This is a genomic window from Glutamicibacter halophytocola (genome assembly GCF_001302565.1).
Lineage (GTDB): Bacteria > Actinomycetota > Actinomycetes > Actinomycetales > Micrococcaceae > Glutamicibacter > Glutamicibacter halophytocola.
Genome location: NZ_CP012750.1, coordinates 3576429 through 3602495, shown reverse-complemented (window position 1 = coordinate 3602495; position 26067 = coordinate 3576429). Strand labels below are relative to the sequence as shown.

The window sequence follows — 26067 nt, the reverse complement described above, 5'->3', positions numbered from 1 at the left end:
CGGATACCCGTTGCGGCTTCAGTACACGGTTCGCTGCAGCAGGCACCGCCGGTGGGGCGCGAGGACTTCGTTCCGGTCCGTTACCGAGATCTGGTGCTCAAGGAGCAGGCGTTGTGGTGACTCATGGGCCGCGCTGCCTGCCGTAGGTTTCTATCTTTTCTTCCCAGCTATCCACGAACAGCTTGATTGTTCTTCCTAAAGGACGTGTTTGCCATGCCAAAGATGCGCGCAGTAGATGCCATCGTACAGATCCTGGAAAAAGAGGGTGCCACCGAGGCCTTCGGCCTGCCAGGAGCAGCCATCAATCCGCTGTACTCGGCCATGAAGGACCACGGCGGAATCCGCCACACCCTGCACCGCCACGTCGAAGGTGCATCGCATGCGGCCGACGGCTACTCGCGGGCCACCGGAAAGATCGGCCTGTGCCTGGGCACGTCGGGCCCGGCCGGCACCGACATGATCACCGGCCTGTATGCCGCGATCGCCGATTCCATCCCGATGCTGTGCATCACCGGGCAGGCGCCGACCAGCGTGCTGCACAAGGAGGACTTCCAGGCCGTGGACATCGAGTCCATCGCCAAGCCGGTCACCAAGTACGCCTCGACCATCCTGGAGCCAGGGCTGGTGCCGGGCACCTTCGCCAAGGCCTTCCAGATCATGCGCTCCTCGCGTCCCGGCCCGGTGCTGCTGGATTTGCCGATCAACGTGCAGATGGCAGAGATCGACTTCGACATCGACGCCTACGAGCCATTGCCGGTGGACAAGCCGAAGGCCACCCGCGGCCAGGCGGAGAAGATCGTCGACCTGCTGCTGACAGGCAAGAAGCCGCTGATCATCGCCGGTGGCGGCGTGATCAACGCCAATGCCTCGGACAAGCTCGTTGAGCTGGCTGAAGAGCTGAACATCCCGGTTTCCCCGACCCTGATGGGCTGGGGCGCCATCCCGGATGACCACCGCCTGCAGGCCGGCATGGTCGGCATCCAGACCCACACCAAGTACGGCAACGCCACCTTCCTGGAATCCGACGTGGTGCTGGGCTTGGGCAACCGCTGGGCCAACCGCCACACCGGCGCCCTGGACGTGTACCGCGCGGGACGCAAGTTCATCCACGTGGACATCGAGCCGACCCAGATCGGCCGCGTCTTCTCGCCGGATCTGGGGATTACCTCGGATGCGGCCGCCGCGATCGACGCCATCCTGGAGGTGGTGCGCGAGCGCAAGGCCGCAGGCGCCCTGCCTGACTACAGCGCGTGGGCCGACTCGGCCGCCGCACGCAAGGGCACCGAGCACCGCAAGACCAACTTCGATAACATCCCGATCAAGCCGCAGCGCGTGTACCAGGAAATGAACGCGGCCTTCGACCGCGACACCACCTATGTGTCCACCATCGGCCTGTCGCAGATCGCCGGCGCGCAGATGCTACACGTCTTCGGCCCTCGCCGCTGGATCAACGCGGGACAGGCCGGACCGCTGGGCTGGACCGGTCCGGCTGCGCTGGGCGTGGTTCGCGGCAAGCCAGGGAAGAAGGTTGTCGCCCTCTCCGGAGACTACGACTTCCAGTTCATGATCGAAGAGCTGGCCGTGGGCGCGCAGTTCAAGCTGCCGTATGTGCACGTCGTGGTGAACAACTCCTACCTGGGCCTGATCCGCCAGTCGCAGCGCGGCTTCGAGATGGATTACCACGTGCAGCTGGGCTTCGATAACATCAACTCCCCGGAAACCAACGGCTACGGCGTGGACCACGTCAAGGTCGCCGAAGGCCTGGGCTGCAAGGCGGTGCGCGTCGAGGATCCTGCCAAGCTGGCCGACGGGTTCGCCGAGGCACAGCGCCTGGCCGAAGAGTTCCAGGTGCCAGTGGTTGTCGAGGTCATCCTGGAGAAGGTCACCAACATCGCCATGGGTGCAGCCTTGGATGCTGTGAACGAGTTTGAAGATCTGGCATTGACCGCCGAGGATGCACCAACCGCGTTGGTGCCGCTCGGCGCAAATGTCACCGTGAGTGCCTAAAGGTTAGTCGTCACTACCTGGACACGCACAACTGTTTTGGCGCGGGGCACCGGTTCACCATATTTCGGGTGTGCCCCGCGCCATAACCATGTCATCTCGCATCAAGCTGCCTGATGCCTAGTACTTTCAAGCAGAGGCAGCAACTGCGACAGCACTTATTGATCTCGTGCCGCCCGGCACGCAATTGATGGCCGTCGATGGCGGATATGCCACTGAATTCCAGACCCTGCGCGGTCCGCCGATCCGCAAGGCGAACTAGCCTTCTGCTGTTCAATGCTCTTTCCGATTCACGAATAACGCCGTGAATCGGGAGGAGCTTTGCCATATCCAGCACTTGGCACATGGGCTTTGCGTAACGAACCCATATCAATTAGCTGAGAACCATGAATCGCCCGCCAATCACGGCTTAGGGTGGAAGCCTATGGGGATAGCGCTGCAGTTACTTTCGATGACAGGAACAGGTATGGACGCGAACTCTGCCCCCTCGCTGGTCACCAAAGAAATCAGTGATCTGTCCTTGGGCGAAGTCTTGTCCACTTCCTTGATCTGTGTAGTCATTCTCCTGGCTGTCCTGATCAGTTTTGGCATCAAAACCTATCTGCACCTGCACAAAACTAGAGGGGCCAAGGTCGAGAAGGCAGTTGTTGAAGCGGCCGCTCAACCCAGCACCACGGCCGCTGAACCTGATCCGGATCACGGTGCCCCAACCCGTGAAGTGCACTCGATGCTTGGCGGGATTCGCAAGTCCGAGCCGGCTATGGGCAAGTTCGACCCGGGCAGTTGACGGAATTTTTCCTTCACCACGGTTTTAGCGACCTGCATTTGCCGGATACGTGTTCCCGGCGTCAACGCCCTAGGATCAAGGCATGACCGAAAATACCGTTCAAGAACTTCCACCGGTTAATGGCCAAGCGGCTGCAACCATGTGGGCTGATTACCTGGTTAGCCGAGATATCAGCGAGGACCAGGCCCCGCATCATGTCGCCGAGTCCTTCGGCGATCACCCGGCGCTGGCCGATGAGCTGTTGAACGAGATTCTGCATGGAACCAAGAGGGCCACGTCATCGCTGGCCAGCGACTATGCCTATTATGGCGAGCGCGTTCCGCAGCCGGAAGACCACTGCATCATCTGCAACGGGGCGGGGGAGCCCCGGGCAATCTTGCGGATTATCAGCGTGGAGCGTGCCAGCTTCTTCGAAGTTGATGAGCAGTTCGCTGCTGCTGAGGGCGAAGGGGATTTGAGCCTGGCCTACTGGAGGCGTGAGCACGAGAAATTCTGGCGCCGCACGCAAAAATCCATTGGCCGCGAGTGGTCCCCGGAAGATACCCAAGCACCTGGCGGCGAACTGATCCTGGAAAGATTCGAGATCTGCTGGCCCGAAGAGTACGCCGGCTAGCAGTCAGCGGAGCACGGCATTTGTTGCACTTCGCCATGAAGTGCGGGAGCAGAAAATTCGGGCGTAGGCTGGGCGTAGAAGCTTCCACCACGGTGAAGCGCAATCACGAAAGGTTGTCCATGTCGATTGTCGTCATCAATGCACTGTCGGTTCCTGCGCAGGCCGGAGAAGAGCTGGAAAAGCGCTTCGCTGCACGCAAGCAGTCGGTAGACTCCTCGCCAGGTTTTGAAGGGTTCAAGCTGCTTCGCCCGGTCAGCGGCGAGGACCGCTATTTCGTATATACGCAGTGGGCCACACGCGAGGACTTCGAGAACTGGCGAGACCAGCGTTCGGGCGCCGCCCACGCCGGCAGCGAGGGCAAGAAGCCTGTAGCGCAGGGCGCGGATTTGATGGAGTTCGAGATCGTAGAACTCTAAGCCGGGCTGGGACCACGCGAAAGGGAGGGAAGATCCACCGGTTCTTCCCTCCCTTTCGCATGCTCGGGCCAGTTTCCACTAATCGACGCGCAGCGGAGCCGAATAGGTGGTGCGCGATGTGCGGATGGCGGAATTGACCAGCAGCGCTGCCCCCAGCGCGATGCACAGTACCGCTCCGAGCATGAAGGTCATGTTGATGCCGCTCGGGGTGGCTTCGCCATTAAGACCCGCATGGGTGGCAAGGATGGCCGAGGAAATTGCGGTGCCAAATGAGGAGCCGACGGTGCGCAGCACCTGGTTGAAGCTCACCGAGCTGCCCAATTCCTTCACGGCCACGCTGCGCGCAATCAGTGCCGGCATGGCTGCATAGCTGGCACCCATGCCAAGGCCGAAGACCAGCATGCTGATCAGGATCTCCCATAACTCGGAATGCAGCAGCCACAACAGCGTTCCAGCCAAGGACATGATGATGGCGCCAATGGGCAACATGATTTGAATGCCGACCTTCTTGGCCAAGGTGCGCACGATCCTGTTAGCCGCGAAGCTTCCTACCGAGAGCGGGAAAATCACAAAACCGGCCCAGAAAACGGGCAATGCCAGCCCGTATCCGGTGGATTCATCGGCCTGGGCAACGAGGGATGAAACGGACATGCCGATGTACAGGGCTGCCCCGAGCGCAATGGCTGAGATATTGGCCAGGAGCACTTCGCCCTGCTTGAGCGTGCGGAGGTTGATCAGCGGATGTTCCAACTTGTTTTCGACCAGGACCCACACCGCCAAGATGATGGAGGCAAAGATGAGCAATGCCAGGATCGGCATCGAGCCCCAGCCCCACTTGGGGCCTTCCGAGATGGCGAGCAGCAAGGAGCCCAGCCCGAGGGTCAGCAGCAGGGTGCCCAGGTAATCAAAGGGGCGGGATTCGGCTTGCGAATCGGGACCGGCCGGGACGACTTTCCAGACCACGATGATGGTTGCCAGCACAAAGGCTGCGCCAAACCAGAAGGCAAAACTGTAGTCGAAAAGCCCGGCAATGATTCCGGTCAGCGGGTAGCCAATGCCGATTCCCGAGGCGACCGTGACCGAGAGCGTAGATATGGCTGGCTGGATCTTGCCCTGTTCTACATAGCGGCGAGCGATGGAGATCGTTATGGGAACGATGCCGTAGGACAGGCCCTGCAGGGCCCGGCCGATCAAGAATAATTCAAAGTTCTGCGCCGCGGCGGCCAGCACCGATCCGATGAACATGATGCCCAGGGAAAGCAGCAGCAGCCGCTTTTTGTGCGGACCGTCGCTCAGCCGTCCCAGGATTGGCGTAGCGACCGCACCGGCGAGCAAATTCACCGTGAGCATCCACTGGGCGGTAGCCACGTCGACATTGAATTGGGCAGCAATCGAGGGGACCAGCAGCATGCCCAAGGAGGAAACGATGGCGGTGGCCAACGCGGCAAAGACCAGTGCGGGAAGCAGCGCGTTGCGCGTGGTTGCGGTGTTCATCAGCGAGCGGCCTTCCTGATTTTTGCCAGGGCCGGAAGGGCATCGTGGATGAGCTTCAGCTCCGCTTCGCTTAGCTCATTTCCGATGGCATTCTTCAGAGCCCGGCGGCCCATTTTGACTTCGGATTCCAATTTCCGATGGCCGGCCTCGGTCAGGTGGAACCACAGCTTGCGGCGATCGGATTCATCCTTGCGCCGCTCGATGAACCCGAGCGATTCCAGTTCCTTGGTGGACAGCGAGATGGCCTGCTGGCTGACCCCAATGGATTGGCTCAGCTGCGTTGCGCTGACATGTTCTTCTGCCGCGAGGGCCCGGAGGATGCCGATTTTTCCCGGAGAGAGGGTGCGCGCCGAGTGCACGATTCCAAGCAGGGGAGAGAGCGCGTCAAAGAGGAGCTGCGGCAGGTCTGGGTGCTCCGGGGAAAATTGCATAGCTACAGAATACAATTAACTTGTACAAGTTTGTTGATGAAGTCCTGTCTCTTCGATCACCAGGAACCAGCGGGCCACGGCAAAGGTTCCGCGCCTTCCCGGGCGAAACCGGAAAGGCGCGGAACCTTGAATGGGACCTGGATTTTTATGCTTGGCGGGCCGGCCTCAGTTCTGGGCCTTCACCGCCAGCACCGGGCAGTCAGCCTCGATCAGGATGCGCTGGGCGATGCTTCCCATCAATAGCTTTCCCACCCGGGAGCGCTTGCGCAGCCCCAGCACGATCAGGGAAACCTGGTGATCCTGCTCGGCCTGGAGCACGAAGTCGGCCGGATCATGCACGGTGCCCGCCTGCGGCAGGATCTGCAGTGGAACCCCGAAATCCAGCAGGGCATTCATATCGATGCCAAGACTCTTCTCGGAAATCGGTTCCCGGTCGAGATTCGCGATCAACAACGAGTCCTGGGCCTTGTGGGCTTCGGCCAGCGCCCGCCGGATGGCCGCCTTGCCCGCGGGGGTATCGCTGAAACAAGCGAGGATTGCCATGGAATTCTCCTAGGTGGTAGTCGGATCAGAGCCACGAGGCCAGCAGGCCCTGGGGAAGATCGATGGGTAGCAGGGACGGGAGGGCCAGCATCAATGCGAAGAACACTGCGGTGTAGATGATGGTGGTCTTGAGCTTGGCGCGAGCCACGATCAGCAAGAAGGCCGGAAGGAAGATCGAGATCGCCGCGAGGTAGCCCAGCAGGGCGGTCAGGACGAGGAAGCCGCCCATCCAAGCGAAGGTCCGCAGCGCGAAGGCAGCCTCGCTGGTCCACTTCGGGCCCCACCCGGTGCCGCCGCTCGTGCCTGCGGCACCCGTCAACCCCTTGATCGGTCCACCGGAAGGAGCCGCTGGAGCCATGGACCGGCCGGTGGCCGTTGCTTGCTGGCCAGGGGAACCCGATCCGCCGTGGGTTACGGCGGCCTGTGCGGGGATCACCGCCTCGCCGGCCAGGTATGCGGTGGCATCAACGGATATCCGGTTTGAAGCAGCCACGGCCAGCTTCCGGGTGCGGATCTCGATGGCCAGCAAGGCCAGGGACATGATGACCCCGACCCAGCCGACCAGCTGCGGAACCAGCTTGGCATCGGGGGAGTAGCTGGAGGAGAGCACCAGGGAACCGGCGAAGACCACCAGCAGAACGGCGGCCGCGCCCAGCGACCAGACCGAGTTCTTCAGCGGTGCCTCGGCATCCGGGGCGCTGTCGGACTTCGGGTCGTCATCCGCGCCCAGCTTGCGGCGGGCACGCACCCACTTGAACACATTCCACAGGATCGGCAGCACCAGGATGGCGATGAACACCATGGTTCCCGGGCGCAGCATCCACTCGAAGCCTTCGTAGAGGCTGTCGGTCAGGAAGTAGTAGCGTTCCATCGGGATGGCCAGCACGAAGCCGATCAAGAAGGGCGCCCGCGGGAAACCGGTGGACTTCAAGACCCAGCCGCACACGCCCAGCAGCAGCATGACCCACAGGTCGCCGAGCTGTCCGCCATCCTGGAAGGAACCGAGCAGCATGATCACCACGAGGCCGGCAGCCAGGATGGAGAAGGGAACCTTGGTCAGCGAGGAGAGCGGGCGCACGGTCAGGAAGCAGAACAGCGCACCGAGCACCGAAGCGATGGCGAAGGCCCAGATGATCATGTACAGCAGGTCAAGGTGCTCATTGATGATGCTCGGGCCGGGCTGGATGCCGTAGGTCAGCAGCATGCCCAGCAGCATGGCCGAAGGCACGCCACCTGGAATGCCGAACAGGAAGGTGGGGATCAGGTCGCCGGCTTCCACCGAGTTGTTGGCGCTTTCCGGGCCGACGATCCCGCGCGGGTCGCCCTTGCCGAACTTGCGCTTGTCCTTGGCGGTGGCCACGGCCTGGCCGTAGGCCAGCCAGGTGCCTGCGGTGGCGCCCACACCGGGCAGCACGCCGGCCCAGATGCCGATTAGCCCGCCGCGCAAGACCTGCGACCAGTGGCCAAGCCATTCGCGGATGCCCGAGCCCCAGCCGCCGGTGACTTCCACCGACTGCTTGTCGCCGCGGCGCTGGCTGGCGCGCGAGGCGATTTCGGCCAGGCCGAAAATGCCCAGGGCCACGGCCACCAGGGACAACCCGTCACCGAGGAAGAGCGAACCGAAGGTGAAGCGCTCCTCGGCGGTGGTCGGCGCGGTGCCGATCATGCCCACCAGCAGGCCGGCCAATCCAGCGGTCAGCCCCTTGATCACATTGCCGCGCGAGAGCACCGCGGCCAGTGCGACGCCGAGCACCGTGAGCATGAACAGCTCCGGGCTGGCGAAGGAGAGCACCAGCGGGCGGGCCAGCGGGATGGCCAGGGTCAGGCCGATGGCGCCGATGATGCCGCCGGCCATCGAGGAGAGGAACGCCAGGGACAGGGCCCGTTTGGCCTGGCCCTTGCGGGCCATCGCGTAGCCGTCGAGCATGGTGACCGACGCGGAGGCCGAGCCCGGCGCGCCGAGCAGCACCGCCGAGACGGTGTCCGAAGTGTGGACCACGGCCAGTGCGCCGATCAACAGGGCCAGCGCGGAGGCCGGCTCCATGCCGAAGGTGACGGGCAGCAGGATCGCGACGGCTGCGGTGCCGCCCAGTCCCGGGATCAGGCCCATGACAAGGCCCGAGATCACTCCGATCAGCAGCATGAGCAGCATGCCCGGATCGGTCAGCGAGGCCAATGCGGCCAGTGCGGAATCAAGCATTGTTCTGCCTCCCTAGTCTAGTTCGATGCCGTAGGAGTCCTTGAGCAATGCGGTGACATAGCCCTTGGTCTCATCGGTCACGGTGTAGGCGTCCTTGACGCGCTGGGACAGGTTCTCGTCGGCCACGATGGGATATCCGCCGAGCACCTTCTCCGCCTTGTTGTTGAAGTCCGTGTCGCCCGAGAGCTCATGGGCGGAGTTGCGCAGCAGGTCCACGGCTTCTTCCGGGGCATCCTTCGGCGCCCACAAGCCCTTCTGGTAGGTGTAGGTCAACCCCAGCAGCGTCTTGTAGGCCTCGAATTTCGGCCCGCTCGGCGCCTTGCCGTACAGCTGCTCGTAGACTTCCACCACGGTGGGGGTGTCCTTGAAGTTCGGATCCCGCACGACCTTGCCGTGCTCATCGAGCTGGCCGAAGGACATCAGCACCGTGGCCGAGCCTTCCTTGGCGATGGGCTCGACCGCCGAATGGTAGGAGGAGGTGGTCGAGTAGTCGATGTCCACCTCGCCGCGCTGCAGGGCCAGGTTCACCGGCCCGCGTCCCTCGAAGCCGAAGGTTGCCGAGATGTCGGCTTCCAGCAGGTCGAAGGCGACCAGCGTGGTCAGATCCAGGCCGGTGGCCGTGATGCCGCCGAAGACCAGCGGCTTCTTGCGGCCGATCAGGTCCTTGGGGCTCTTGACCCCGGCGGCGGTGCGGGCATAGATCACCCCGCCGGTGCCGTTGACCAGCACCGGTTCAAGATCCTCGAAGGAGTACTTCACCACATGGCGGTCCAGCACCCAGGGGACCACGGTGGTTGCGGTGCTCACCAGCAGCTCGGTGCCGTCATCGGCCGCCGAGGAGGCGAAGCGGTTGCTTCCGGTGATGCCTTCGCCCCCGGCCTCGTTGACCGGTGCGAATCCCGGCTGCCCGGGGATATCCTGGACCAGCTCCTGGCCGACAAAGCGGGCCCAGGTGTCGGTGCCGCCTCCTTCGGCGAGCGGGATCACCATCTGAAGTGTTTCCCCGGCGTAATCGCCGTCGGCCGTGGTGGCCGGAGGATTCAACAGCCCGCCGCCCACGAGGGTGGCGCCGAGCCCGAACACCGCGAAAGCCGCCACGGAGGCGAAAACGGTGCGCCGGCGATGCGGTTCCGGGTCCGGCTCCAGCTGCTGCTCATCCAGCCCCGCGACCTGGGCCACGGTAACGGTGGGAGCGCCGGAGCGATCGCCGATTGGATCAAAGCCGAGGGTCGCGTCGGCCAGTTCGCGGGCGGTGCGGGTGGTGCCCACGGCCAGCTGCCCGTCGATCTGGCGCTGCCAGGTGGTGAGCAGCCCCGCCGGGGTCTGCAGGCGCAGCTCGCCGTCCGGGGCGCTGGCCAGCTTTTGGGCGATCAGCGTTCCGGGGTGGTGCGCGGCAATGCTCAGCCCGATGCTGCCGGTGATGGCCAGCGCCGGATGCGGTGCTCCCATAGAGAGCATCATGACCTTGATATCCGCATCTCCGCCTGGATCGGCGGCGGCGACAATGGCCAGCTTGGGGATGGCGCGCTGCGCTTCGGCTTCGGTTGCCGCCAGGCCCATGGCCACGGCGCCGGCACGGCGGATGCGCTCCAGCCGCGGCATTTCGGTGATCGACTCGGTGATCCAGTCGCCAAAGCCGATCGCGCCAAGTCCCGCGGCATCTGCATCGATGATGACCAGCGGGGCGCCGGCGTCGATCAGCGTGGCGGAAATTTCGCTTCGGGCATCCGCGTCTTCGTCGTGAACGCCCAGTGTTGTCAGCTGCTGGCCGTCGGGGAACAGCGCGCCGGTGGTGGCGCCGGCGGGATCGAGGAATCCGATGTCCACCACCTGGCCCGGGAACGGAACACCGGGGATCAGCACCGGGGCTCGGGAGCTGTCCAGATCCATGCGCTCGATCAGGATCTGTCCGGTGTTGGTATTGCGGATGCGCACGGTGAGAATGCCGTGATCGGGGTCCACCCAGCCGCGCTTGAGCGCGTAGGGCGCGATGACCGCGGAGCAGTTTCCGCAGTTGCTTCCCCAGTCGACGACCGCCTGGTCGATGCCGACCTGGGCAAAGGTGTACTCGACATCAATGCCGGGTTCGTCGCTGGGAGACAGGATCACTGCCTTGCTGGTCGTTGAGCTGCCGCCGCCGACTCCATCAATTTGGCGTGGGTCGGGGGAACCGAAAAGCCGTAGCAGGACTTCATCGGTGGTGAATCCCGGGACGTCGAGTTCGCTTCGCTCGAAGACCCAGCATTTGCTGGTACCCCCGCGCATCCAAGTCGCCTTAACTGTGTGTTTCATTGGGCTGAACCAATCTATCGAGAACCGCGAGCCGCCGATAGATGTGATCGTCGACACGTAACCTGCTATCGATGATCCGTGAAGAGTTACTTTATTAGTAGTTACAAGAAATGCATTATATTGAAGTAATGCTTAAATCATTGAAATTACGGGCAGGATTCTTGGTCCAGGCGACGCGGATAAGCGAAAAGATCCCCCGGGCCGCTCAACGTATTCAAGAGAATCCATGAAGTGTAAGCTTTCTGAAGTGTAGTTAAGTTCCACTGAAGGATGTCGCCGTGCTTGATATCAAAAGATTGCAAATCTTGCTCGCTGTGGTCGAGGGCGGATCGGTGACCGCCGCGGCCGACGAGCTTTTCTACACCCCATCGGGTGTTTCGCAGCAGCTGCGCAAGCTGGAAGAAGAAGTGGGCCAGCCGCTGCTGCAGCGTCGCGCCCGGGGCATGGTGCCCACCGATGCCGGGCATGTGCTCGCCGGCCATGCCCGCTCGATCTTGCGGCAGATGGACGCGGCCATTGCCGATCTGGACCAGCTGGCGGGCCTGAAAAGCGGCAGCCTGAGCCTGGGCACGTTTCCAACCCTCGGCAGCTCCTTCCTGCCGCTGGTGATCAGCAAATTCCGAAAGCTCTATCCCTCGATCAAGCTGGATGTGCGCAGTACCCGCTTGCAGGAGCTGATGGGACTGCTCTCGCGCGGAGAGATTTCGCTCGGCCTGCTCTGGGAATATGAATGGATGCCGTTGGACCGGGCCGACTTCGAGCTCACCACGCTCTTCACCGAGCCAACGGTGCTGGTGGTCGGCGCCGATCATCCGCTCGCGCAGTTCGAAGAGGTGGATATGGCTGCCACCGCGAGCGAGCAGTGGATCGTCAGGGCCAATATGCATCCTGTGGCAGAGCTCTTGGAGCGCTCCTGCAACGCCGCTGGATTCTCGCCGAAGATTTCCTTCCAGGCCAACGACTACCAGGAGGCCCAGGCCATGGTGTCGGTGGGCTTGGGCATCGCGCTGGCTCCGCAGTCGGCGGTCATGAATCCGCACCCGGGGGTCAAGATCCTTTCACTGGGCCCGGGCGCCGCTGCCAGAAGCGTCGTTCTGGCCCAGCGCCGGGATCGAGTCCGCGCCCCGGCAGAAAATGCGTTCCAGACGCTGCTGGTCGACATGGGCAAGACCTGGATTGACTAGCGCGAGCAGCTAGGCCCGGGGACCGGGTCTCCTCGTTGCATGGAGCGCGCCGAAAATTACCTGGTGCGACGGGCTGGCAGAAAAACCTTGACCCGCCCCTAGTGGTGTTCTAGGCTTCAATATAAACTGATATACCAAGTGGATACTAAGCGGAATGAACCGGCGAATTTTTCGCGCGTCCCACATGCTGGCAACCTGAAGCGCTGCGAAAACTGCCGAATTCCCTTGGTCTTGGACTGTCTTGCCGCGAATTCTGAGCGAGGAAAATTCCCATGATCACTACCGAAACTGTCAGCAGTTATCTTGAGCGCCTCGCTTCAAGAGCCCCAGCGCCCGGGGGAGGTGCCGCGGCCGCGCTGCACGCTGCGCAAGCTGCAGCGCTGGTGTCCATGGTTGCCGAATTCACCTCCGGCCCACGGTACGCCGAGGTCCAGGAACAGGCCCAGGTTATCGCCAAGGATGCCAAGCAGCTGATGCGCGACGCGCTGTTTGCGGCCCAGGAAGATGAGCGGCTTTTCGGTTTGCTCAGTGCCGCCTACGCCTTGCCCAAGGACACCGAGGAGCAGAAAGCCGAACGCCGCAAAGCCATCGGCCACGCCACCATCGAAGCCGCGGCCCCACTGGTTTCAACCGTTGACCTGGCGTCCGCGGCCGTCACGCTGGCCCAGGAACTGCTGCCGATTGGCAACCGCTCGGTCCGCAGCGACGTGGCTGCCGCGGCGGAGGCTGCCCGCGCTGCGCTAGGCACCGCGTTGGCCACCTTGGAAATGAACATCGCCGCCATCAAGGATGAAACCGAGCGCGAACGGCTGAGCCAAGCCACCCTCCGGGCAAGCGAAATGATCAACCACGCAGAAGAGCTCAGCGCCGCAGTTCGTTCGGCGGTGTCGGCATGACGGCTCGGCGCTTGAGCGGAAAACCGGTGGCCGACGAGATCCGCGCCAAAACCGCCCACGTGGTTGAAAATCTGAACCGCGACGGCTTCACGGCCAAGGTAGCGGTCCTGCTGGCCACGAAGAACGAGGCCACCGCGTGGTATGTGCGCTCCATCGAGAGGGCCGCGGCCCAGCAGGGCGTTGAATGCCAGGTGCTCCAGATGCCTGAAGCCAGCCAGGAGCAGCTAGCGGCGGCCATCACGGCCCTGAATGAGGACGAGTCCGTGCATGGGATCATTCTCCAGACCCCGTTGCCCGAAGGCGTGGATCCAGCGGTACTGGTGCAGCTGATCGATCCTGCCAAGGACATTGATGGAGCCAATCCACTGAGCCTCGGCCGGCTCAGCGTGGGCCAGCCAGCCTTTGCCCCGGCCACCGCGCGTTCGGTCATCGAGATCCTGGAGCATTACCGGGTTCCGCTCGCGGGCCAGCATGTGGCAGTGGTGGGACGTTCTGCCGTGGTGGGCAAGCCCCTGGCCCAGCTGCTGCTGCAGCGCGATGCCACGGTGAGCATCTGCCATTCCCGGACCGCGCAATTGGCCGATTTCACCAAGGCCGCAGCCGTCACCGTCATGGCCGTTGGCCGTGCCAACCTGCTCACCGCAGAAGAAGTTGCCGACTCCTCGGTGGTCATCGATGTGGGCACGAACGTGGACGAAGAAGGGCAGCTGGTCGGAGACGTGCACGCGGCTTCGGTCCAGCCCAAGGTGCGCGCGCTCAGCCCGGTACCCGGGGGAGTGGGCACGGTGACCACAGCGCTCCTCATCTGGCATGCCGTGCAGGCCGCTGCAAAAGTTTGCGAGTCGATCATGTGGAGAGGAGAGTCCATGAGCACACGCCGGTAGCAGTACGCCAGCGTTCGGGTTCGGTTCTGGCGGGCAAACCAGCCCGCCGGGCCGCGAAGTGTGCTGGAACGGCCGGTGCCAGGCGCAGCGATGAAAAGACTGGGCTTTTCCGATGACGTGGTGATATGGGATCTGTTGATCGGTTACTGCCCAAAGGGCCGCCGCATCATTGATTTGGAGATCAATGATGCGGCGGTTTCCGCTGTCATGACGCTGGCGATGGCCTGGAACCAGGCAGGCGGCGGATGAATCAGCTATCGGTACCCGGGGAGTCCGGACGATGCCGGGACTTCATGTGGTTATAGGATTCGAGGGCCGCTTGCCGTGATTCCTTCAGATCCACCACTGGCTCGGCCGCCAACGGAGCATAGCGGGCTACGTAGGTTCCCGACGGATCGAACTTCTTGGCTTGCAGTTGCGGATTGAAGACCCTGAAATAGGGTGCGGCGTCGGCTCCGCTGCCCGCGACCCATTGCCAGTTGGCCGTATTGCAGGCCAGATCCGCGTCGACCAGGGTATCCCAGAACCACTGTTCGCCAACTTTCCAATGCAGCCCGAGGTTCTTGACCAGCAAGCTCGCGGTCACCATGCGCACGCGATTGTGCATCCATCCCGTCTGCCATAGCTGGGCCATTCCGGCATCCACCAGGCCGAATCCCGTGCGTCCGCGTTGCCAGCATCGCGTGTAATGGGCCGCGCGAGGTGAATCATCGGGCCAGGCCCAATCGAAATCGTCAAATTCGGAACGCAAGTTCTCTATGGGCAGCTGCGGGTGGTGGTAGTACAGGTGCCAGCAGAAATCCCGCCACGCGACCTGGCGGCGCAAGGCCAAGGCGCCTTCAGCCGCAGGCGCAGTGCTGCTGGCGAGGGCGCTGAGCTCTTTCCACACTTGATGCGGACTCAGGTGGCCCCAGCGCAGTGCAGGGGAAAGCGCCGAGGTTCCATCGAGATCCGGGCGGTCATGGCGCTCGCCGTAGTGCTGCGCGATATCGCCGAGCACTTCGGCCAGGCGTTCTTGGGCGGCGGGTTCTCCCGGAGTCCAGGCATCCGCCAGCCCGGTGGACCAATCGGGCGAACTGGGCAGCAGTTCCCAGCTGGCCAGCGTATCGCTGCCGGGCAGTTCAACGTGTGGAGGGGATTGCGGCTGGGGCGCGGGATGGGGCTGGCGGATCTCGGTGCTGCGCAGCGCGTTGTGGAACGGGGTGAACACCTTGTAGCCGGTACCTGACTGGGTGAGCAGTTCCCAGGGCTCATGCAGCAGCGCGCCCGCGTGGCTTTGCGCGTGCAGTCCCGCCGCGCGCACGTGGTCCTTGATCAAGGTGTCCACCGCGCGTTCAGCCTGGCCATAGCGCCGGTTCCAGTGCACTGCGGCACAGGCACCGTGGCCCGTGATCTCCTCGATGATGTGCACGCTGTTTCCGCGGCGCAAGACCAGCGGGATGCCGAGCTCCTGAAGCGATGCGCGCAGGCTGACGAGTGCATGATGCAGCCACCAGCGTGCCGCGGCCCCCAGGGGCCTGATCCCGGGCGATTGCTCATCGAGGATATACAGCGCAACGACAGGTCCGGCTTCGCTGGCGGCCAGCAGGGCCGGATGGTCCACGGTCCGCAGATCATCGCGGAAAAGCACCAGCTGGTAGGGCTGTGTCGTATCAATGCTGCTCTTGTCCGTCATGACGCCAGCCTAAATGATGGACATCAAGGCAGAAGGATGGCAGTCAGGTCTTGCTCAGGAACTTGCGCGGGAGCGCTTGCTTAAACAGCTTGAGGACATCGACACCGATGTCCTCAAGCTGTTGCGTTCCATTGCGCTGTCCCGCGGGGACGGCGCCTAGTTCACCGGGGTGACCGGGTCCTCGCCACGCAGTACCGCCAGCGTGTTCTCGCTCGCCAGCACCGCCATCGCGGTGCGCGTTTCCACGGTCGAGGAACCCAGGTGCGGCACCAGGGCCACGTTCTCCAGCTCTAGCAGTTCCGGGTGGACCGCTGGTTCCTTCTCGAAGACATCCAGGCCGGCCCCGGCGATAACGCCTTCGCGCAGCGCTTGCGCCAGTGCGGCCTCGTCCACGATCGGGCCGCGGGCGGTGTTGACCAGATAGGCTTCCGGCTTCATTGCCGCAAGCTGCTCCGCCCCGATCAGATGATGGGTGTTCGGGCCATAGGGGCAGTGCAGCGAGACGACATCGGAGATCGCCAGCAGCTCGTCGAGCTCGACCCGCCGCGCACCGAGCTCGGCGGCGATCGCCGGATCGATTTCGCTGCGCGACTGGTAGACGACCTCCATGCCGAAGGCCTTGGCCCGGCGGGCTGTGGCCTGCCCGATGCCGCCCATGCCCACCACGCCCAGGGTCTTGCCCTGCAGGCTTGAGCCGAGCAGGAAGAACATGCCCCATTTCCACGGGGTTCCGGAGCGGATCAGGCGTTCGCCCTCGCCCAGGCGCCGGGTGGCCATGAGGATCAGGCCGAGGGCGATATCCGCGGTGGCCTCGGTCAGCACTCCCGGGGTGTTGGTGGCGCGCACGCCCCGGGCGGTGCAGTCGGCCACGACGATGTTGTCGTAGCCTACGGCGACATTGGAGACCACCTTCAGCTGCGGGCCAGCGGCTTCCAGCAGTTCCGCGTCAACGCGTTCGGTCAGCAAGGTGACCAGCGCGTCGGCCCCCGGCACCTTGGCCAGCAGTTCTTCGCGGGAGATCGACTGCTCGCCGTCCCACGCGTCAACCTCGTGCTCGGCGCGCAGCTTTTCCAGCGCGGCTTCCGGGATCCGCCCGGTGACGACTACCTTCGCCATTACGCCGCGATCCATTCGCGCAGCCGGCCCAGGCCCTCGCGGATGTCCTCGGTTTCAATGCCCGAGTAGGCCAGGCGGATGTACTGGCGCTCCTCGCCGGGCAGGCGGCGGCCGAAGTGCTCGCGGGTGCAGAAGGAAACGCCGGTGTTCTCCAGGGCCGCGGTGGCGAAGTCGCCGACGTCGGTGAATCCCTTGCGCTCCATGGCTTCGGTGACATCCGGGAACAAGTAGAAGGTGGACTGCGGAACGGCGACGCTGAATCCCGGGATCGAGTTCACGATCTCGCAGGCGACGTCGCGGCGTTCCTTGAGGGTGTCCAGCATTTCCTGGACCGGCTCCTGCGGCCCTGTCAGCGCGGCGATGCCCGCCCACTGCACATAGTGGGTGGTGCAGGATTCGTCATTGGTGTTCAGCTTGCTCATGACCTGGGCGATCTCAAGCGGCGCCACGGCGCAGCCCAGGCGGGAGCCGGTCATCGCGAACTTCTTGCTGAAGGTGTAGAGGATGACGGTGCGCTCGGCCATTCCCGGAAGCGCGGCGATGGAGTTCGAAGCCCCTTCGTAGCGGGTTTCGAAGTAGGCCTCGTCGGAGAGCACCCAGAGGTCGTGCTCGATGGCCAGCTGGGCCACGGCTTCGCGCTCGGCGGCCGTTGATTCGGCGGAAATCGGGTTCTGCAGGTCGTTGTAGATGATCGCCGTGGTGTTCTCGGTGATCGAGGCGCGCACCTGCTCCAGATCGATGGCGAACCCCGACTCGGTGGGCACGTAGTTATATGGAACCGCGGTGCCGCCGAGGTACTCGATCTGGGACTCGTAGATCGGGAAACCAGGGTTCGGGTACAGCACTTCCTGTCCCGGATCCATCACTGCCTGCAGGAACTTGGTGATTACCGGCTTGCCGCCGGTCATGACCACCACGTTGTCGGCGGTGAATTCCATGCCGCGCCGGGAGCCGATGTCATGGGCCAGGGCTTCGCGCAGCTGCGGGATGCCGGGGCCCGGGCAGTAGCCGGTGTAGCCCTCGGAAATGGCCTGGCTCATGGCGTCGACAATGTGCGGAGCGGTGGGGATGTTGATGTCGCCCAGGTGGAATGGGTAGACGCGGTTGCCCTGGGCCTTCCAGGCCGCGGCGGCCTGCGCCACGCTGAATGCCGTTTCGGTGCCTAGCCGCTCGAGGCGTTGTGCCAGTTGTTGCATAGTGTAGGTCTTTCGTTGGTTGGGAGTGGGCGCAGGGCTGCTGCGCGGATTCCATGGATGGCGGCGCGGACGGCGGATGTTTTCGCCGTCCGGGCCCCCACCTTCACAAGATGGTGTTACTCGGAAACCTTGGCCAGGTCCGGGTACAGCGGATGGGCTTCGGCCAGCTTCAGAACCCGGTCCTTCAGCTCCGGCAACACCGAGGTATCGCCCTCAGCACCAGCGATCAACGCCTGCGCGATGATCTCTGCAACCTCGGCAAAGGCTGCTTCCGAGAAGCCGCGGGTTGCCAGCGCCGGGGTACCGATGCGCAACCCCGAGGTCACCATCGGCGGACGAGGATCAAACGGCACCGCATTGCGATTCACGGTGATCTCCACCTGCGCCAGCAAATCCTCGGCCTGCTGGCCATCCAACTCGGAATTGCGCAGATCAACCAGAACCAGGTGCACATCAGTGCCGCCGGTCAGCACGCTGATGCCCTTGGCCGCCACATCTTCCTGGGCCAGGCGCTCAGCAAGGATCTTGGCGCCAGCCAAGGTGCGCTGCTGGCGCTCCTTGAACTCCTCGGACGCGGCGATCTTGAAGGCCACCGCCTTGCCGGCGATCACGTGCTCCAGCGGGCCGCCCTGCTGGCCAGGGAACACTGCAGAGTTCAGCTTCTTCGCGATCTCGGCATCATTCGACAAGATGATGCCGCCACGAGGACCAGCCAAAGTCTTGTGGGTGGTCGAGGTGACCACGTGCGCGTAAGGCACAGGAGACGGATGCAACCCAGCGGCGACCAGGCCGGCGAAGTGCGCCATGTCCACAAACAGGTACGCGCCGACCTTGTCAGCGATCTCGCGGAAGCGCTTGAAGTCCAGCTGGCGCGGGTACGCCGACCAGCCGGCCACGATCATCTTCGGCTGGTGCTCGATGGCAAGGCGCTCGACCTCGTCCATGTCCACCACGTTGGTCTCTTCATTCACGCCGTAAGGCACGATGTTGAACAAGCGGCCGGAGAAGTTCAGCTTCATGCCGTGGGTCAGGTGCCCGCCGTGGGCCAGGTTCAACCCCAGCACGGTGTCGCCCGGGCGGACCAGCGCGTGGTACACCGAGGCGTTGGCCTGGGCGCCGGAGTGCGGCTGGACGTTGGCGAAGTTCGCGCCGAACAGTTCCTTGATGCGCTCGATGGCCAGGGTCTCGATAACGTCGACTTCTTCGCAGCCGCCGTAGTAGCGGCGGCCCGGGTAGCCTTCGGCGTACTTGTTGGTCAGCACCGAGCCCTGGGCCTGCATGACGGCCTGGGCGGTGTGGTTTTCCGAGGCGATCATTTCCAGGCCGCGCTGCTGGCGGGCCAGTTCAGCGTCGATGCGCTGCGCTACCTCCGGGTCAAGGGTGGCGAGGTCTTCGGTCAATGAGCTGATGGTCAGATCCTGGGTACTGATCAACGATTTCTCCCTAATGTACGAATTACAGACAACTGATATATCAAGAGTTTATGACAAGGCTATGAGTCGAATCCTGATGAGTCAATAGGCAGGAATAACATTCCTGCCAAGTACACAGCTGGAAGCGGGCAGCGGCGGAAGGGCCGGAGAGGGATGCGCACATGTGGGTCGGAAGGTTCATGGCGAAATGCGCTTGCCGAGGCTGAAATGGAAATCATGACCCGCTGGTAGTCAGGGGCGGTTGTTCAAGACCCCGGCAATGCTCGCGCAGGCCCAGGTAGACATGGCGCGCTGCTGCCTGTCATCGCAAGGTCCGGATACGAGGGCAAAAAAACTTTTAAATAATCCAATCCGGAATATCCCTGGCCCCGAATGCCCTATGACAACCCAAACCAAGAGGTTTGGAAAACCAACTGGCCCAACGGGGGTCGCCAGGTAAGGAGTTCGACATGAAAACCATGCAGCGCAAAACAGTAGGACTGCTCTCGATTGCCGCGGTTGCCGCGTTCGGATTGAGCGCTTGCTCGATGGACAACAGCGCCGAGTCCACTCCAAGCAGCGAAAGCTCGGCATCGAGCATGGCACCGAGCAGCTCGGATTCTTCCATGGAATCGGGAATGGCCAGCGAATCGGCCATGGATCCGGCCGCCAACCTTGTTGGCTCAGGATGTGCAGCGTACGCAGAAGCAGTGCCCGAAGGTGACGGTTCCGTTGCTGGCATGGCCCAGGATCCGGTAGCCGTCGCAGCATCCAACAACCCGTTGCTGACCACCCTGACGAAGGCCGTGTCGGGGAAGCTCAACAAGGACGTCGACCTGGTGGACACGCTCAATGGCGATGAGTTCACCGTCTTCGCTCCGGTGGATGATGCCTTCAAGGCCATCCCAGAAAAGGACCTTAACGCTGTCGTGTCGGATGCCGACATGCTGACCAAGGTATTGACCTACCACGTGGTCCCCGGCCAGATAACCCCTGATGATCTGAAGGGTGATCTGGAAACCGTTGAAGGCGACAAGGTCAAGATCAGCGGCAGCGGCGATGACCTGATGGTCAACGATGCCAAGGTCATTTGCGGTGGCGTGCAGACTGCCAACGCCACGGTCTACCTCGTTGATTCGGTGCTGATGCCACCGGCAAAGAAGTAGCACTACAGCATCAAGCTGAAAAAGCCAGGGAACGGGCGATGCACGATTTGGGGGACGCCCGTTCCCTGGCTTTTTGCTTGTCTCGGGCCGGATCCTTCTAACTTGAGGGGCCCGTTTGCAGTGGCCTACCAATTGTCATGAAACCCTAGATTGGTTGGTCTCCTTGCATTGACGTGTTTCGTTCTCGCTAGTCAATTGCCGAGCGACCTGGCCACCACCATAGGGATACTTAAAAGCGAACCCGTCAGAAGATTCGCGAAACCGGTTAATACCCGTGGTTGCTCTAATTATTCAGCGGCCATCCATTCGGGAAAGGCTGGTTTGTGCGTGGTTTGTCCGTTGTGCCGACTTATTCGTTTCGCAATCCTCACCGGGACTGCAATGATTTTAACGGCAGGTTTACAATAGGGCGAATGACCGCCTGACGACGATTCTCTAGGCGAAATGTCACTACTGAACTGGACTCGTTGTCGGGCGTAATTAACTTAGAACTGACTTCCTTTGCGAGTTTTCGGAACCGATAAGCTACTTTTTGTAAAGTGAAGGTTGTTGTATTTTCAGATGATGCGAACCCGCGGTCCCCCTGTTGGTTCTCTGACGTGACTGAGCAATATAAAGCGGAAAAGCTATGTAAGCGACACCCGTTGCCATTAAATTGCACCCAATAGCGTGGCTAGGGACACCGCTGCAAAAGTTATTTTTGAACGGGTCCCGCCTTCATAGAGCCGATGTAAGCAGTAGGCGTGGTAATCGCGCAACTTCTTTTGGGGCTCGATTGCCTAAGCTTAGGGTGTCTCCGACATAGTTGATGATTAAGCCTGGGCGGCTAAGCAGAAATCGTCATTGATCTTCAGGGTCAATGCCATGAGCAACCTGAGCAGCTGGAAATAGGAATTCTTATGCGTACTTATATCTTCGGGGTCGGCATTAGTCCCATGCGCGTACTTATTTCGCAGGTCCGGGCCATCGCTGAACTCGCTCTTGTTCAAGAAATAGTTGAAGTAACTAGCTTCAGGTTTTGTCAACAGCGTTGAACTAAATTCGAGCCACCCCTTTTGCACCAGTAGGAGCGCCGCCGAAGCCTCATCCTCACCATAGTGACCGTAGGCTGCGGCTTCGCGGTTGTTGATGTCACTTAGCACTAGAATCTGCACTGGCTGAGCAAATTCCAGCAGATCAGAATCGACGACAACTAAACCCTCGTCGATCAACCAATCGATAGATTCCTTCTGATAAGGGCGGACCGAATCGTAAGAAACTTCGTTCTCTGTTATCAGCTCGACGAAGTTCGGGGCTTTGAGTTCACTGTTTATGTAGGTCATTCCAGACTGATCACTAAAAAGCAGATGCATAGCCCGATCGCAATTATGATTGCTCCCTCGGTGTAAATACTTGCGCTCCGTAAGGCTTGGGATCGCAGCCCACGGCCGAGGAGCGGAGGTCATTTGTAGAAGTTCAGGATCCAGGACACCTTCATTGCCGTATAAGCTGAACTGTCTTGCAATACTCTCCATCTCTGCGGAAATATGCCTACATCGCTCAAGGAACGAGCTACTAGGGCTGGACGCCGCGAAGTAGAAGTTAGCCACGCCGAACTTATCGACCAAATGCTCTCGGAAGAACCATGCCACGGAATCTTCCACTTCGATGCTGTACTGACGTAGGAAATCTGAGTAAAACTGAGTCCCGTTAAGGGTGAGCGCATCAACATAGTTGAACGCGCTCCCTCGGGGGTATGCGTCTTTTCCCGAGATTATCAGTGCGCGGAGCGCTCCCAGCTGACCTTTGAACGATGGCATTGTGAGCAGCCCTCGTTCAAGAATGCCCACCACCGAAGCGAAATTTAGAAGTATTCGCTCCGGATCCATGGAAGATAACAGATATTTTTCACTGAGCGATCGGACGTAGCTCACGTTGTTCTCGTCACGCTCAACGCGGTCGATCACTGGCTTTCGTTGTTCCGGATCTAGCCTAAGTCCGTGATACGTATTCGTTGTTGTGGTCCTCTTCTCGGCAAGGAGTTCCTCGATAAGGTCCTTATGACGCTTCCTCGCTTCCAACCGTATTTTCGGAGTTACGCCAAAACTATCGTTGTCGTTGCTCTCCGCAATCGCTTGAACATAATTGAGATGCGGAGAATCACTTGCTATGTAAGCGCTCAAAAGCTGCTGGAAGTCCTCTCCGCTCAGGCTTGCGGGAAGATGGCATGAAGGATTTGAATCTTTGACCAGCCTCATGCGGACCAGTAGCTCTCCGTTATGGGCATCTGAGAGCATCACCTCTCGAAGTCTTCGATCATGCCGGTTCACGAATTGACGATCTGAAAGCATGACCTCCAGAGGTAGTGCAGCATCCGACAGGACTTCGAACAGCATTTGGCCACCAACCCTTTTAGCGACTTCATGCCTTTCGAGGAGGAGGACTAGGTCTTTGGCATACTGAAAGTCCAACTCATTCAAATGCTCTTCAAGATTCGACACTTCAATATTTGAGAAGAAAGAGGCAACCAGTCGTCGCGACTCACGCGCCGACAGCGCTAACTCTGTGCGGTCTTGCGCAGTCAGGAAATTCGGGACGATGTTGTTCTTTTCAAATTCAAGCGCATTATGGAGTTCGAGAGCATCGTTAAGCGAAAGGAGCTTTCGCTCCGAGGAATAACTCTGGATTAGAGTGACTGCCTCCTCCGCAAGCCACCCATTGGCTAAATCCCGTATGCCATAGAACTTTAACCTCACGGGTGAATCCACATCTGCCATCCACTAATTGTACTCAATACGTGAGGAAAAAGTCTTTGTGGAAACCTCATTCCGACTGCGCCAGCAGATGATCGCTGGAAGATTAACATCACGATAAATGGCAAAAGATAAATGCGGATAAACAAAAATTCGCGTCTCACGATCGATCGTTTTCGGTCTACATGGCATTCGATCCAATGAGGTACCTACCATGTCCTTAAACACTGAAGCACCCCGTGATAACTGTGGGATGCTTCAGCAAGAAAAGACTGATTATTCAGTTGCGAACAAGATCAGACAATGCGGTAGCATCCTGGCGCAGCCGCAGTTGACACAATGAAAACCGCGCCACCTACGGCAGTGAGATAACTAGCGCGCCGGACTCACCACGTCGGCATAGACCGTGCGGCGAGCCACGTCTTTCAACTACCAGGCATGAAAAGCTGTTTGATGATTTCACTAGCCGCCGCTCCAGAGGCCGACGTCATCCCAGCCGTCAAAACACCCCGCAAAGTCGCTAGCGCCCCTTTAAGGCTCTTCTGGTCAGGCTCTTCCTTAATCACTTCTTGCAGAATGACCGATCCTGCATCTCGACCAATTTCCTGGTCATCCGGACCGAAATAATCCGAGGATTCCAGCAGATCCAATGCACCTTGGACCGCAGCAACCAGCTCGGTGTAGGCGGCAGGAACTTCCTCATGCTGCACCACACGCCCTCCATGGGTGGCAATCGCCACACGTGAGCCGGAAGCAACAATGGCATGATCTCCGTAGATCACTGTGCCCGAGTGCCCTCCTGGAGAGTCACTCTGAGGTGCTGAGGTGCTGAATGTCGCCTTGATATGGCTCATATCGGATCGTATGCGTCCACCGGCCCGGTTCACTTCCACGTCGGTGATATAAACGCGCTGCACTCCACCGCGCTGATCCGGAATCTCCAACCGGTCACCCTCATAGACAGGCGCATCAACATCAAAGAAGGCAGCCTTGGACTGCACCTGGGCTTCTAGTTCAGTGCGCCCTTCTGTGCCTTGTTCCGACTGATGAATCACCGTCACCATCTCGGTGCCGAAATTATTCCTGACCCAGGCGATGAATCCGTGCCCGCTTCCTGGAAGAGGTCCCATCTCACTCCTTGCTTGCGCTATGAAATCCGGTTGATTTCACTTTTGCTCAGCATGACACACCCCGCCGACACTTCGTATAAGGGTTCCGTCCCCGTCACAAGGCCACGCCCCACGATTCACCCGCGCTGTTGTGCTTGGCACCTGCCCGGCGGTTTCCACCGTGTGCTCAGCTAGTAGCAACGCTTCACGGGTCATAACATCGGATGATTATCAACCACCGTATAGAAACCCTTCGTCCTGCTCGGACGAGTCACCAATCTAAACATGCGCAATCTGGCCTGGTGCTAGCTGGTCTGGGACGTGAGATGCTGTCCCACCCACTGAAAATCGGCCACTCCAAGAACTGCGGCGGAAAACAAGGACCGAAGACACGTCTCAAAAACGTTCGTTTTTGACACCCTGAACAGGCGACTGTGGAGAAATTTCCGGCCGGTTTAAAATTCAACAGATTCTAAAGAGCACTTAGTCGCAAAACCGAATGCCACAAACTATATGCCGCAAGCGCATACGATTCACGAGTATTGATACATCCAGGACTATCTGACACCTCCGCGGATACGCCAGAGTTTCGGCCGGCTACCAAGACGAACACTCCAACTCGATGCGCTGACCGAAGCGGGGTACTATCGCATCTTCACCGATACAGTCTCCGGGGCACTCGCGTCTCGGCCCGAGCTCGACGAGTTGCTAGACCGGATCAGACCTGGCGACAGGTTAGTCGTCTGGCGGCTGGATCGCTTCGATCCAGCCGCCATCTAATCAACTAAAACGACGTGCTGTAGCAATAAGGCATCCAGTTCAAATGCATAGAGAAGAACATTGACACCAGTTTCTCCGGTGACCGGCTCATGTTCAATATATTTGCGTTTCTGGTGGAATTCAAAGATGACCCTATCCGCGAACGAGCCAATGCCATCTTAGCCGCAGTACCTGCGCACGGCAGCACAGGTGGCCACCCATCGTCCCTCTCCCTGACAAGCTTCGCACTGCAAAGCGACTTTACGGGCAGCATGACATGACCGCACGGCCATTGGTCGGTTACTCGACGATGAAGCAACAGATTATTGGAGACAAAGGTTAGGTCTATTCCGAAGAAAAATGACGTTATTTTGGGATTTCGTTCGTTTCTTTCAAGCCCCGATTTTCACCGAGTAAACGGGTGAGCTCTTCGCATGGCTTCACAAGGTCGGTCAATGACCACACGAACTGGGCGGGCGCCAACCTTAACCGGATATTTCTCGGGCGTAGTTACCATCCTCTCAAGGAAGTCAGAGGTATCGAGTTCCGGAATTTTCATCTTTCATTTGTTCGCTTCGAGGTACTGATCAAATTTCTCAACAAGATTTGTCACAGCTAGAAGACAATCTTCCAAATGAGCCCGTTCCATGGGGCGAAAATCAAAACGAGCAACGTCCCAGTCTGCTTCATGAGCAATTTGATTTCTACGGTCGTAGACAATCTCCAGATAACGGCGCAACCTATCAGGTCTGGAGCTCAAATTAAACGCAACCGCTAGCCATGCGTCCTCAGCGCTGTGCCCCAAAGCCATAAGAAATTTATCAATGTTTTTTGGTGCAACTAACGTTTTGAAGGAGAGTTGCAACCTGATATAACTCGATCCTAAATCACTTGAGACTTCTGAGACAGACTTACCTACGTAACTGGCAACCCTCTGTGCATCTTCGCCACCCTTCTTCGCACACTCCCCCAGAAGGCTTATAGCACGTTCGTGGAAGTAAGAATCTAGGGCAGCAACAGTTAGAAGGAAGGCGCTTCTACGAAGAATAGGTGCAATTCCAGGGGGACCTTCTACCTCAGCGCTCGAGGCAGCGGCCTCAAGTTCATATGTTTGCGCCACGAGACGGTTGAATATCTCCAGTGTTTTGGAAGCCATGA

At 60.5% G+C, this 26067-nt stretch carries 24 protein-coding genes; 12 read left to right on the top strand and 12 right to left on the bottom strand.

The features are described from left to right. Positions 1-213: 213 nt before the first annotated feature. The 4 genes from gcl to AOZ07_RS16585 all read left to right on the top strand — a co-directional run bounded on the left by gcl (position 214) and on the right by AOZ07_RS16585 (position 3820). A complete protein-coding gene (gene gcl / locus AOZ07_RS16600; RefSeq protein WP_060702997.1) occupies positions 214-2007 on the top strand; it encodes a glyoxylate carboligase in 1794 nt (597 codons plus the stop codon). Positions 2008-2470: 463 nt separating this feature from the next. Next, on the top strand, positions 2471-2791 hold the full coding sequence (locus AOZ07_RS16595) for a hypothetical protein (RefSeq protein ID WP_060702996.1): 321 nt from the start codon (positions 2471-2473) through the stop codon (positions 2789-2791). An 82-nt stretch (positions 2792-2873) separates the two neighbouring features. Then, positions 2874-3404, top strand: coding sequence for an ASCH domain-containing protein (locus AOZ07_RS16590; RefSeq protein WP_060702995.1), 531 nt, complete (start codon positions 2874-2876; stop codon positions 3402-3404). 119 nt (positions 3405-3523) lie between these two features. Then, on the top strand, positions 3524-3820 hold the full coding sequence (locus AOZ07_RS16585; protein ID WP_060702994.1) for an antibiotic biosynthesis monooxygenase family protein: 297 nt from the start codon (positions 3524-3526) through the stop codon (positions 3818-3820). Between the two features lie 78 nt (positions 3821-3898). Here the strand turns inward: AOZ07_RS16585 and AOZ07_RS16580 are convergent, their stop codons facing one another. The 5 genes from AOZ07_RS16580 to AOZ07_RS19130 form a co-directional block, all read right to left on the bottom strand. Then, the gene (locus AOZ07_RS16580; protein ID WP_060702993.1) at positions 3899-5314 is read right to left on the bottom strand and encodes an MFS transporter; all 1416 of its coding nucleotides are present in this window, start codon (positions 5312-5314) and stop codon (positions 3899-3901) included. Continuing rightward, the gene (locus tag AOZ07_RS16575; RefSeq protein ID WP_060702992.1) at positions 5314-5745 is read right to left on the bottom strand and encodes a MarR family winged helix-turn-helix transcriptional regulator; all 432 of its coding nucleotides are present in this window, start codon (positions 5743-5745) and stop codon (positions 5314-5316) included. The genes AOZ07_RS16580 and AOZ07_RS16575 overlap by 1 nt, the downstream gene beginning before the upstream one ends. Before the next feature lie 165 nt (positions 5746-5910). After that, a complete protein-coding gene (locus AOZ07_RS16570) occupies positions 5911-6288 on the bottom strand; it encodes a universal stress protein (RefSeq protein ID WP_060702991.1) in 378 nt (125 codons plus the stop codon). 25 nt (positions 6289-6313) lie between these two features. Next, a complete protein-coding gene (locus AOZ07_RS16565) occupies positions 6314-8488 on the bottom strand; it encodes a tripartite tricarboxylate transporter permease (protein WP_060702990.1) in 2175 nt (724 codons plus the stop codon). A gap of 12 nt (positions 8489-8500) precedes the next feature. Then, positions 8501-10780, bottom strand: coding sequence for a PrpF domain-containing protein (locus AOZ07_RS19130; protein WP_257720414.1), 2280 nt, complete (start codon positions 10778-10780; stop codon positions 8501-8503). Between the two features lie 278 nt (positions 10781-11058). Here AOZ07_RS19130 and AOZ07_RS16555 point away from each other — a divergent pair, with 278 nt between their 5' ends. The 4 genes from AOZ07_RS16555 (at position 11059) to AOZ07_RS18900 (ending at position 13993) form a co-directional block, all read left to right on the top strand. Then, positions 11059-11964, top strand: coding sequence for a LysR family transcriptional regulator (locus AOZ07_RS16555; protein WP_060702989.1), 906 nt, complete (start codon positions 11059-11061; stop codon positions 11962-11964). Positions 11965-12236: 272 nt separating this feature from the next. After that, positions 12237-12860: a cyclodeaminase/cyclohydrolase family protein gene (locus tag AOZ07_RS16550; protein ID WP_060702988.1), complete on the top strand. Its 624-nt coding sequence runs from the start codon at positions 12237-12239 to the stop codon at positions 12858-12860. Further along, positions 12857-13744 carry a bifunctional 5,10-methylenetetrahydrofolate dehydrogenase/5,10-methenyltetrahydrofolate cyclohydrolase gene (locus AOZ07_RS16545; protein ID WP_060702987.1) on the top strand — a complete coding sequence of 296 codons (888 nt, stop codon included), beginning with the start codon at positions 12857-12859 and terminating at the stop codon, positions 13742-13744. Before AOZ07_RS16550 ends, AOZ07_RS16545 begins: the two co-directional genes overlap by 4 nt. Before the next feature lie 90 nt (positions 13745-13834). After that, positions 13835-13993 (top strand): hypothetical protein, encoded by a 159-nt coding sequence (locus tag AOZ07_RS18900; RefSeq protein WP_171918457.1) that lies wholly within the window; start codon positions 13835-13837, stop codon positions 13991-13993. Between the two features lies 1 nt (position 13994). On the opposite strand, the gene AOZ07_RS16540 is transcribed toward AOZ07_RS18900, so the two are convergent. After that, a complete protein-coding gene (locus AOZ07_RS16540; protein WP_060702986.1) occupies positions 13995-15419 on the bottom strand; it encodes a cryptochrome/photolyase family protein in 1425 nt (474 codons plus the stop codon). Positions 15420-15432: 13 nt separating this feature from the next. On the opposite strand from AOZ07_RS16540, the gene AOZ07_RS18895 reads away from it, so the two are divergent. Continuing rightward, on the top strand, positions 15433-15579 hold the full coding sequence (locus AOZ07_RS18895) for a hypothetical protein (protein WP_194943710.1): 147 nt from the start codon (positions 15433-15435) through the stop codon (positions 15577-15579). Here AOZ07_RS18895 and AOZ07_RS16535 read toward each other — a convergent pair. From AOZ07_RS16535 to glyA, 3 genes are all read right to left on the bottom strand, one after another. Continuing rightward, positions 15576-16535, bottom strand: coding sequence for a 2-hydroxyacid dehydrogenase (locus AOZ07_RS16535; protein ID WP_060702985.1), 960 nt, complete (start codon positions 16533-16535; stop codon positions 15576-15578). The two genes, AOZ07_RS18895 and AOZ07_RS16535, sit on opposite strands and share 4 nt — an antisense overlap. Further along, positions 16535-17731 (bottom strand): pyridoxal phosphate-dependent aminotransferase, encoded by a 1197-nt coding sequence (locus AOZ07_RS16530; RefSeq protein ID WP_060702984.1) that lies wholly within the window; start codon positions 17729-17731, stop codon positions 16535-16537. The genes AOZ07_RS16535 and AOZ07_RS16530 overlap by 1 nt, the downstream gene beginning before the upstream one ends. A 116-nt stretch (positions 17732-17847) precedes the next feature. Beyond that, a complete protein-coding gene (glyA, locus tag AOZ07_RS16525; RefSeq protein WP_269465032.1) occupies positions 17848-19164 on the bottom strand; it encodes a serine hydroxymethyltransferase in 1317 nt (438 codons plus the stop codon). A 449-nt stretch (positions 19165-19613) separates the two neighbouring features. Between glyA and AOZ07_RS16520 the strand changes: the two genes are divergently transcribed. Continuing rightward, complete coding sequence (locus tag AOZ07_RS16520) at positions 19614-20309, top strand: fasciclin domain-containing protein (RefSeq protein ID WP_060702982.1); 696 nt, start codon at positions 19614-19616, stop codon at positions 20307-20309. An 812-nt stretch (positions 20310-21121) separates the two neighbouring features. Here the strand turns inward: AOZ07_RS16520 and AOZ07_RS16515 are convergent. Together AOZ07_RS16515 and AOZ07_RS16510 are read right to left on the bottom strand one after the other, a co-directional pair. After that, a complete protein-coding gene (locus tag AOZ07_RS16515; RefSeq protein WP_075972526.1) occupies positions 21122-23065 on the bottom strand; it encodes a hypothetical protein in 1944 nt (647 codons plus the stop codon). Between the two features lie 401 nt (positions 23066-23466). Further along, a complete protein-coding gene (locus AOZ07_RS16510) occupies positions 23467-24171 on the bottom strand; it encodes a hypothetical protein (RefSeq protein WP_060702981.1) in 705 nt (234 codons plus the stop codon). A gap of 528 nt (positions 24172-24699) precedes the next feature. On the opposite strand from AOZ07_RS16510, the gene AOZ07_RS19265 reads away from it, so the two are divergent. Both AOZ07_RS19265 and AOZ07_RS19260 read left to right on the top strand, forming a co-directional pair. Next, the gene (locus tag AOZ07_RS19265; RefSeq protein ID WP_207758486.1) at positions 24700-24930 is read left to right on the top strand and encodes a recombinase family protein; all 231 of its coding nucleotides are present in this window, start codon (positions 24700-24702) and stop codon (positions 24928-24930) included. A gap of 89 nt (positions 24931-25019) precedes the next feature. Then, positions 25020-25190, top strand: coding sequence for a hypothetical protein (locus tag AOZ07_RS19260; RefSeq protein WP_417935202.1), 171 nt, complete (start codon positions 25020-25022; stop codon positions 25188-25190). Between the two features lie 281 nt (positions 25191-25471). On the opposite strand, the gene AOZ07_RS16505 is transcribed toward AOZ07_RS19260, so the two are convergent. After that, a complete protein-coding gene (locus AOZ07_RS16505) occupies positions 25472-26065 on the bottom strand; it encodes a HEPN domain-containing protein (RefSeq protein WP_194943709.1) in 594 nt (197 codons plus the stop codon). Positions 26066-26067: the final 2 nt, after the last annotated feature.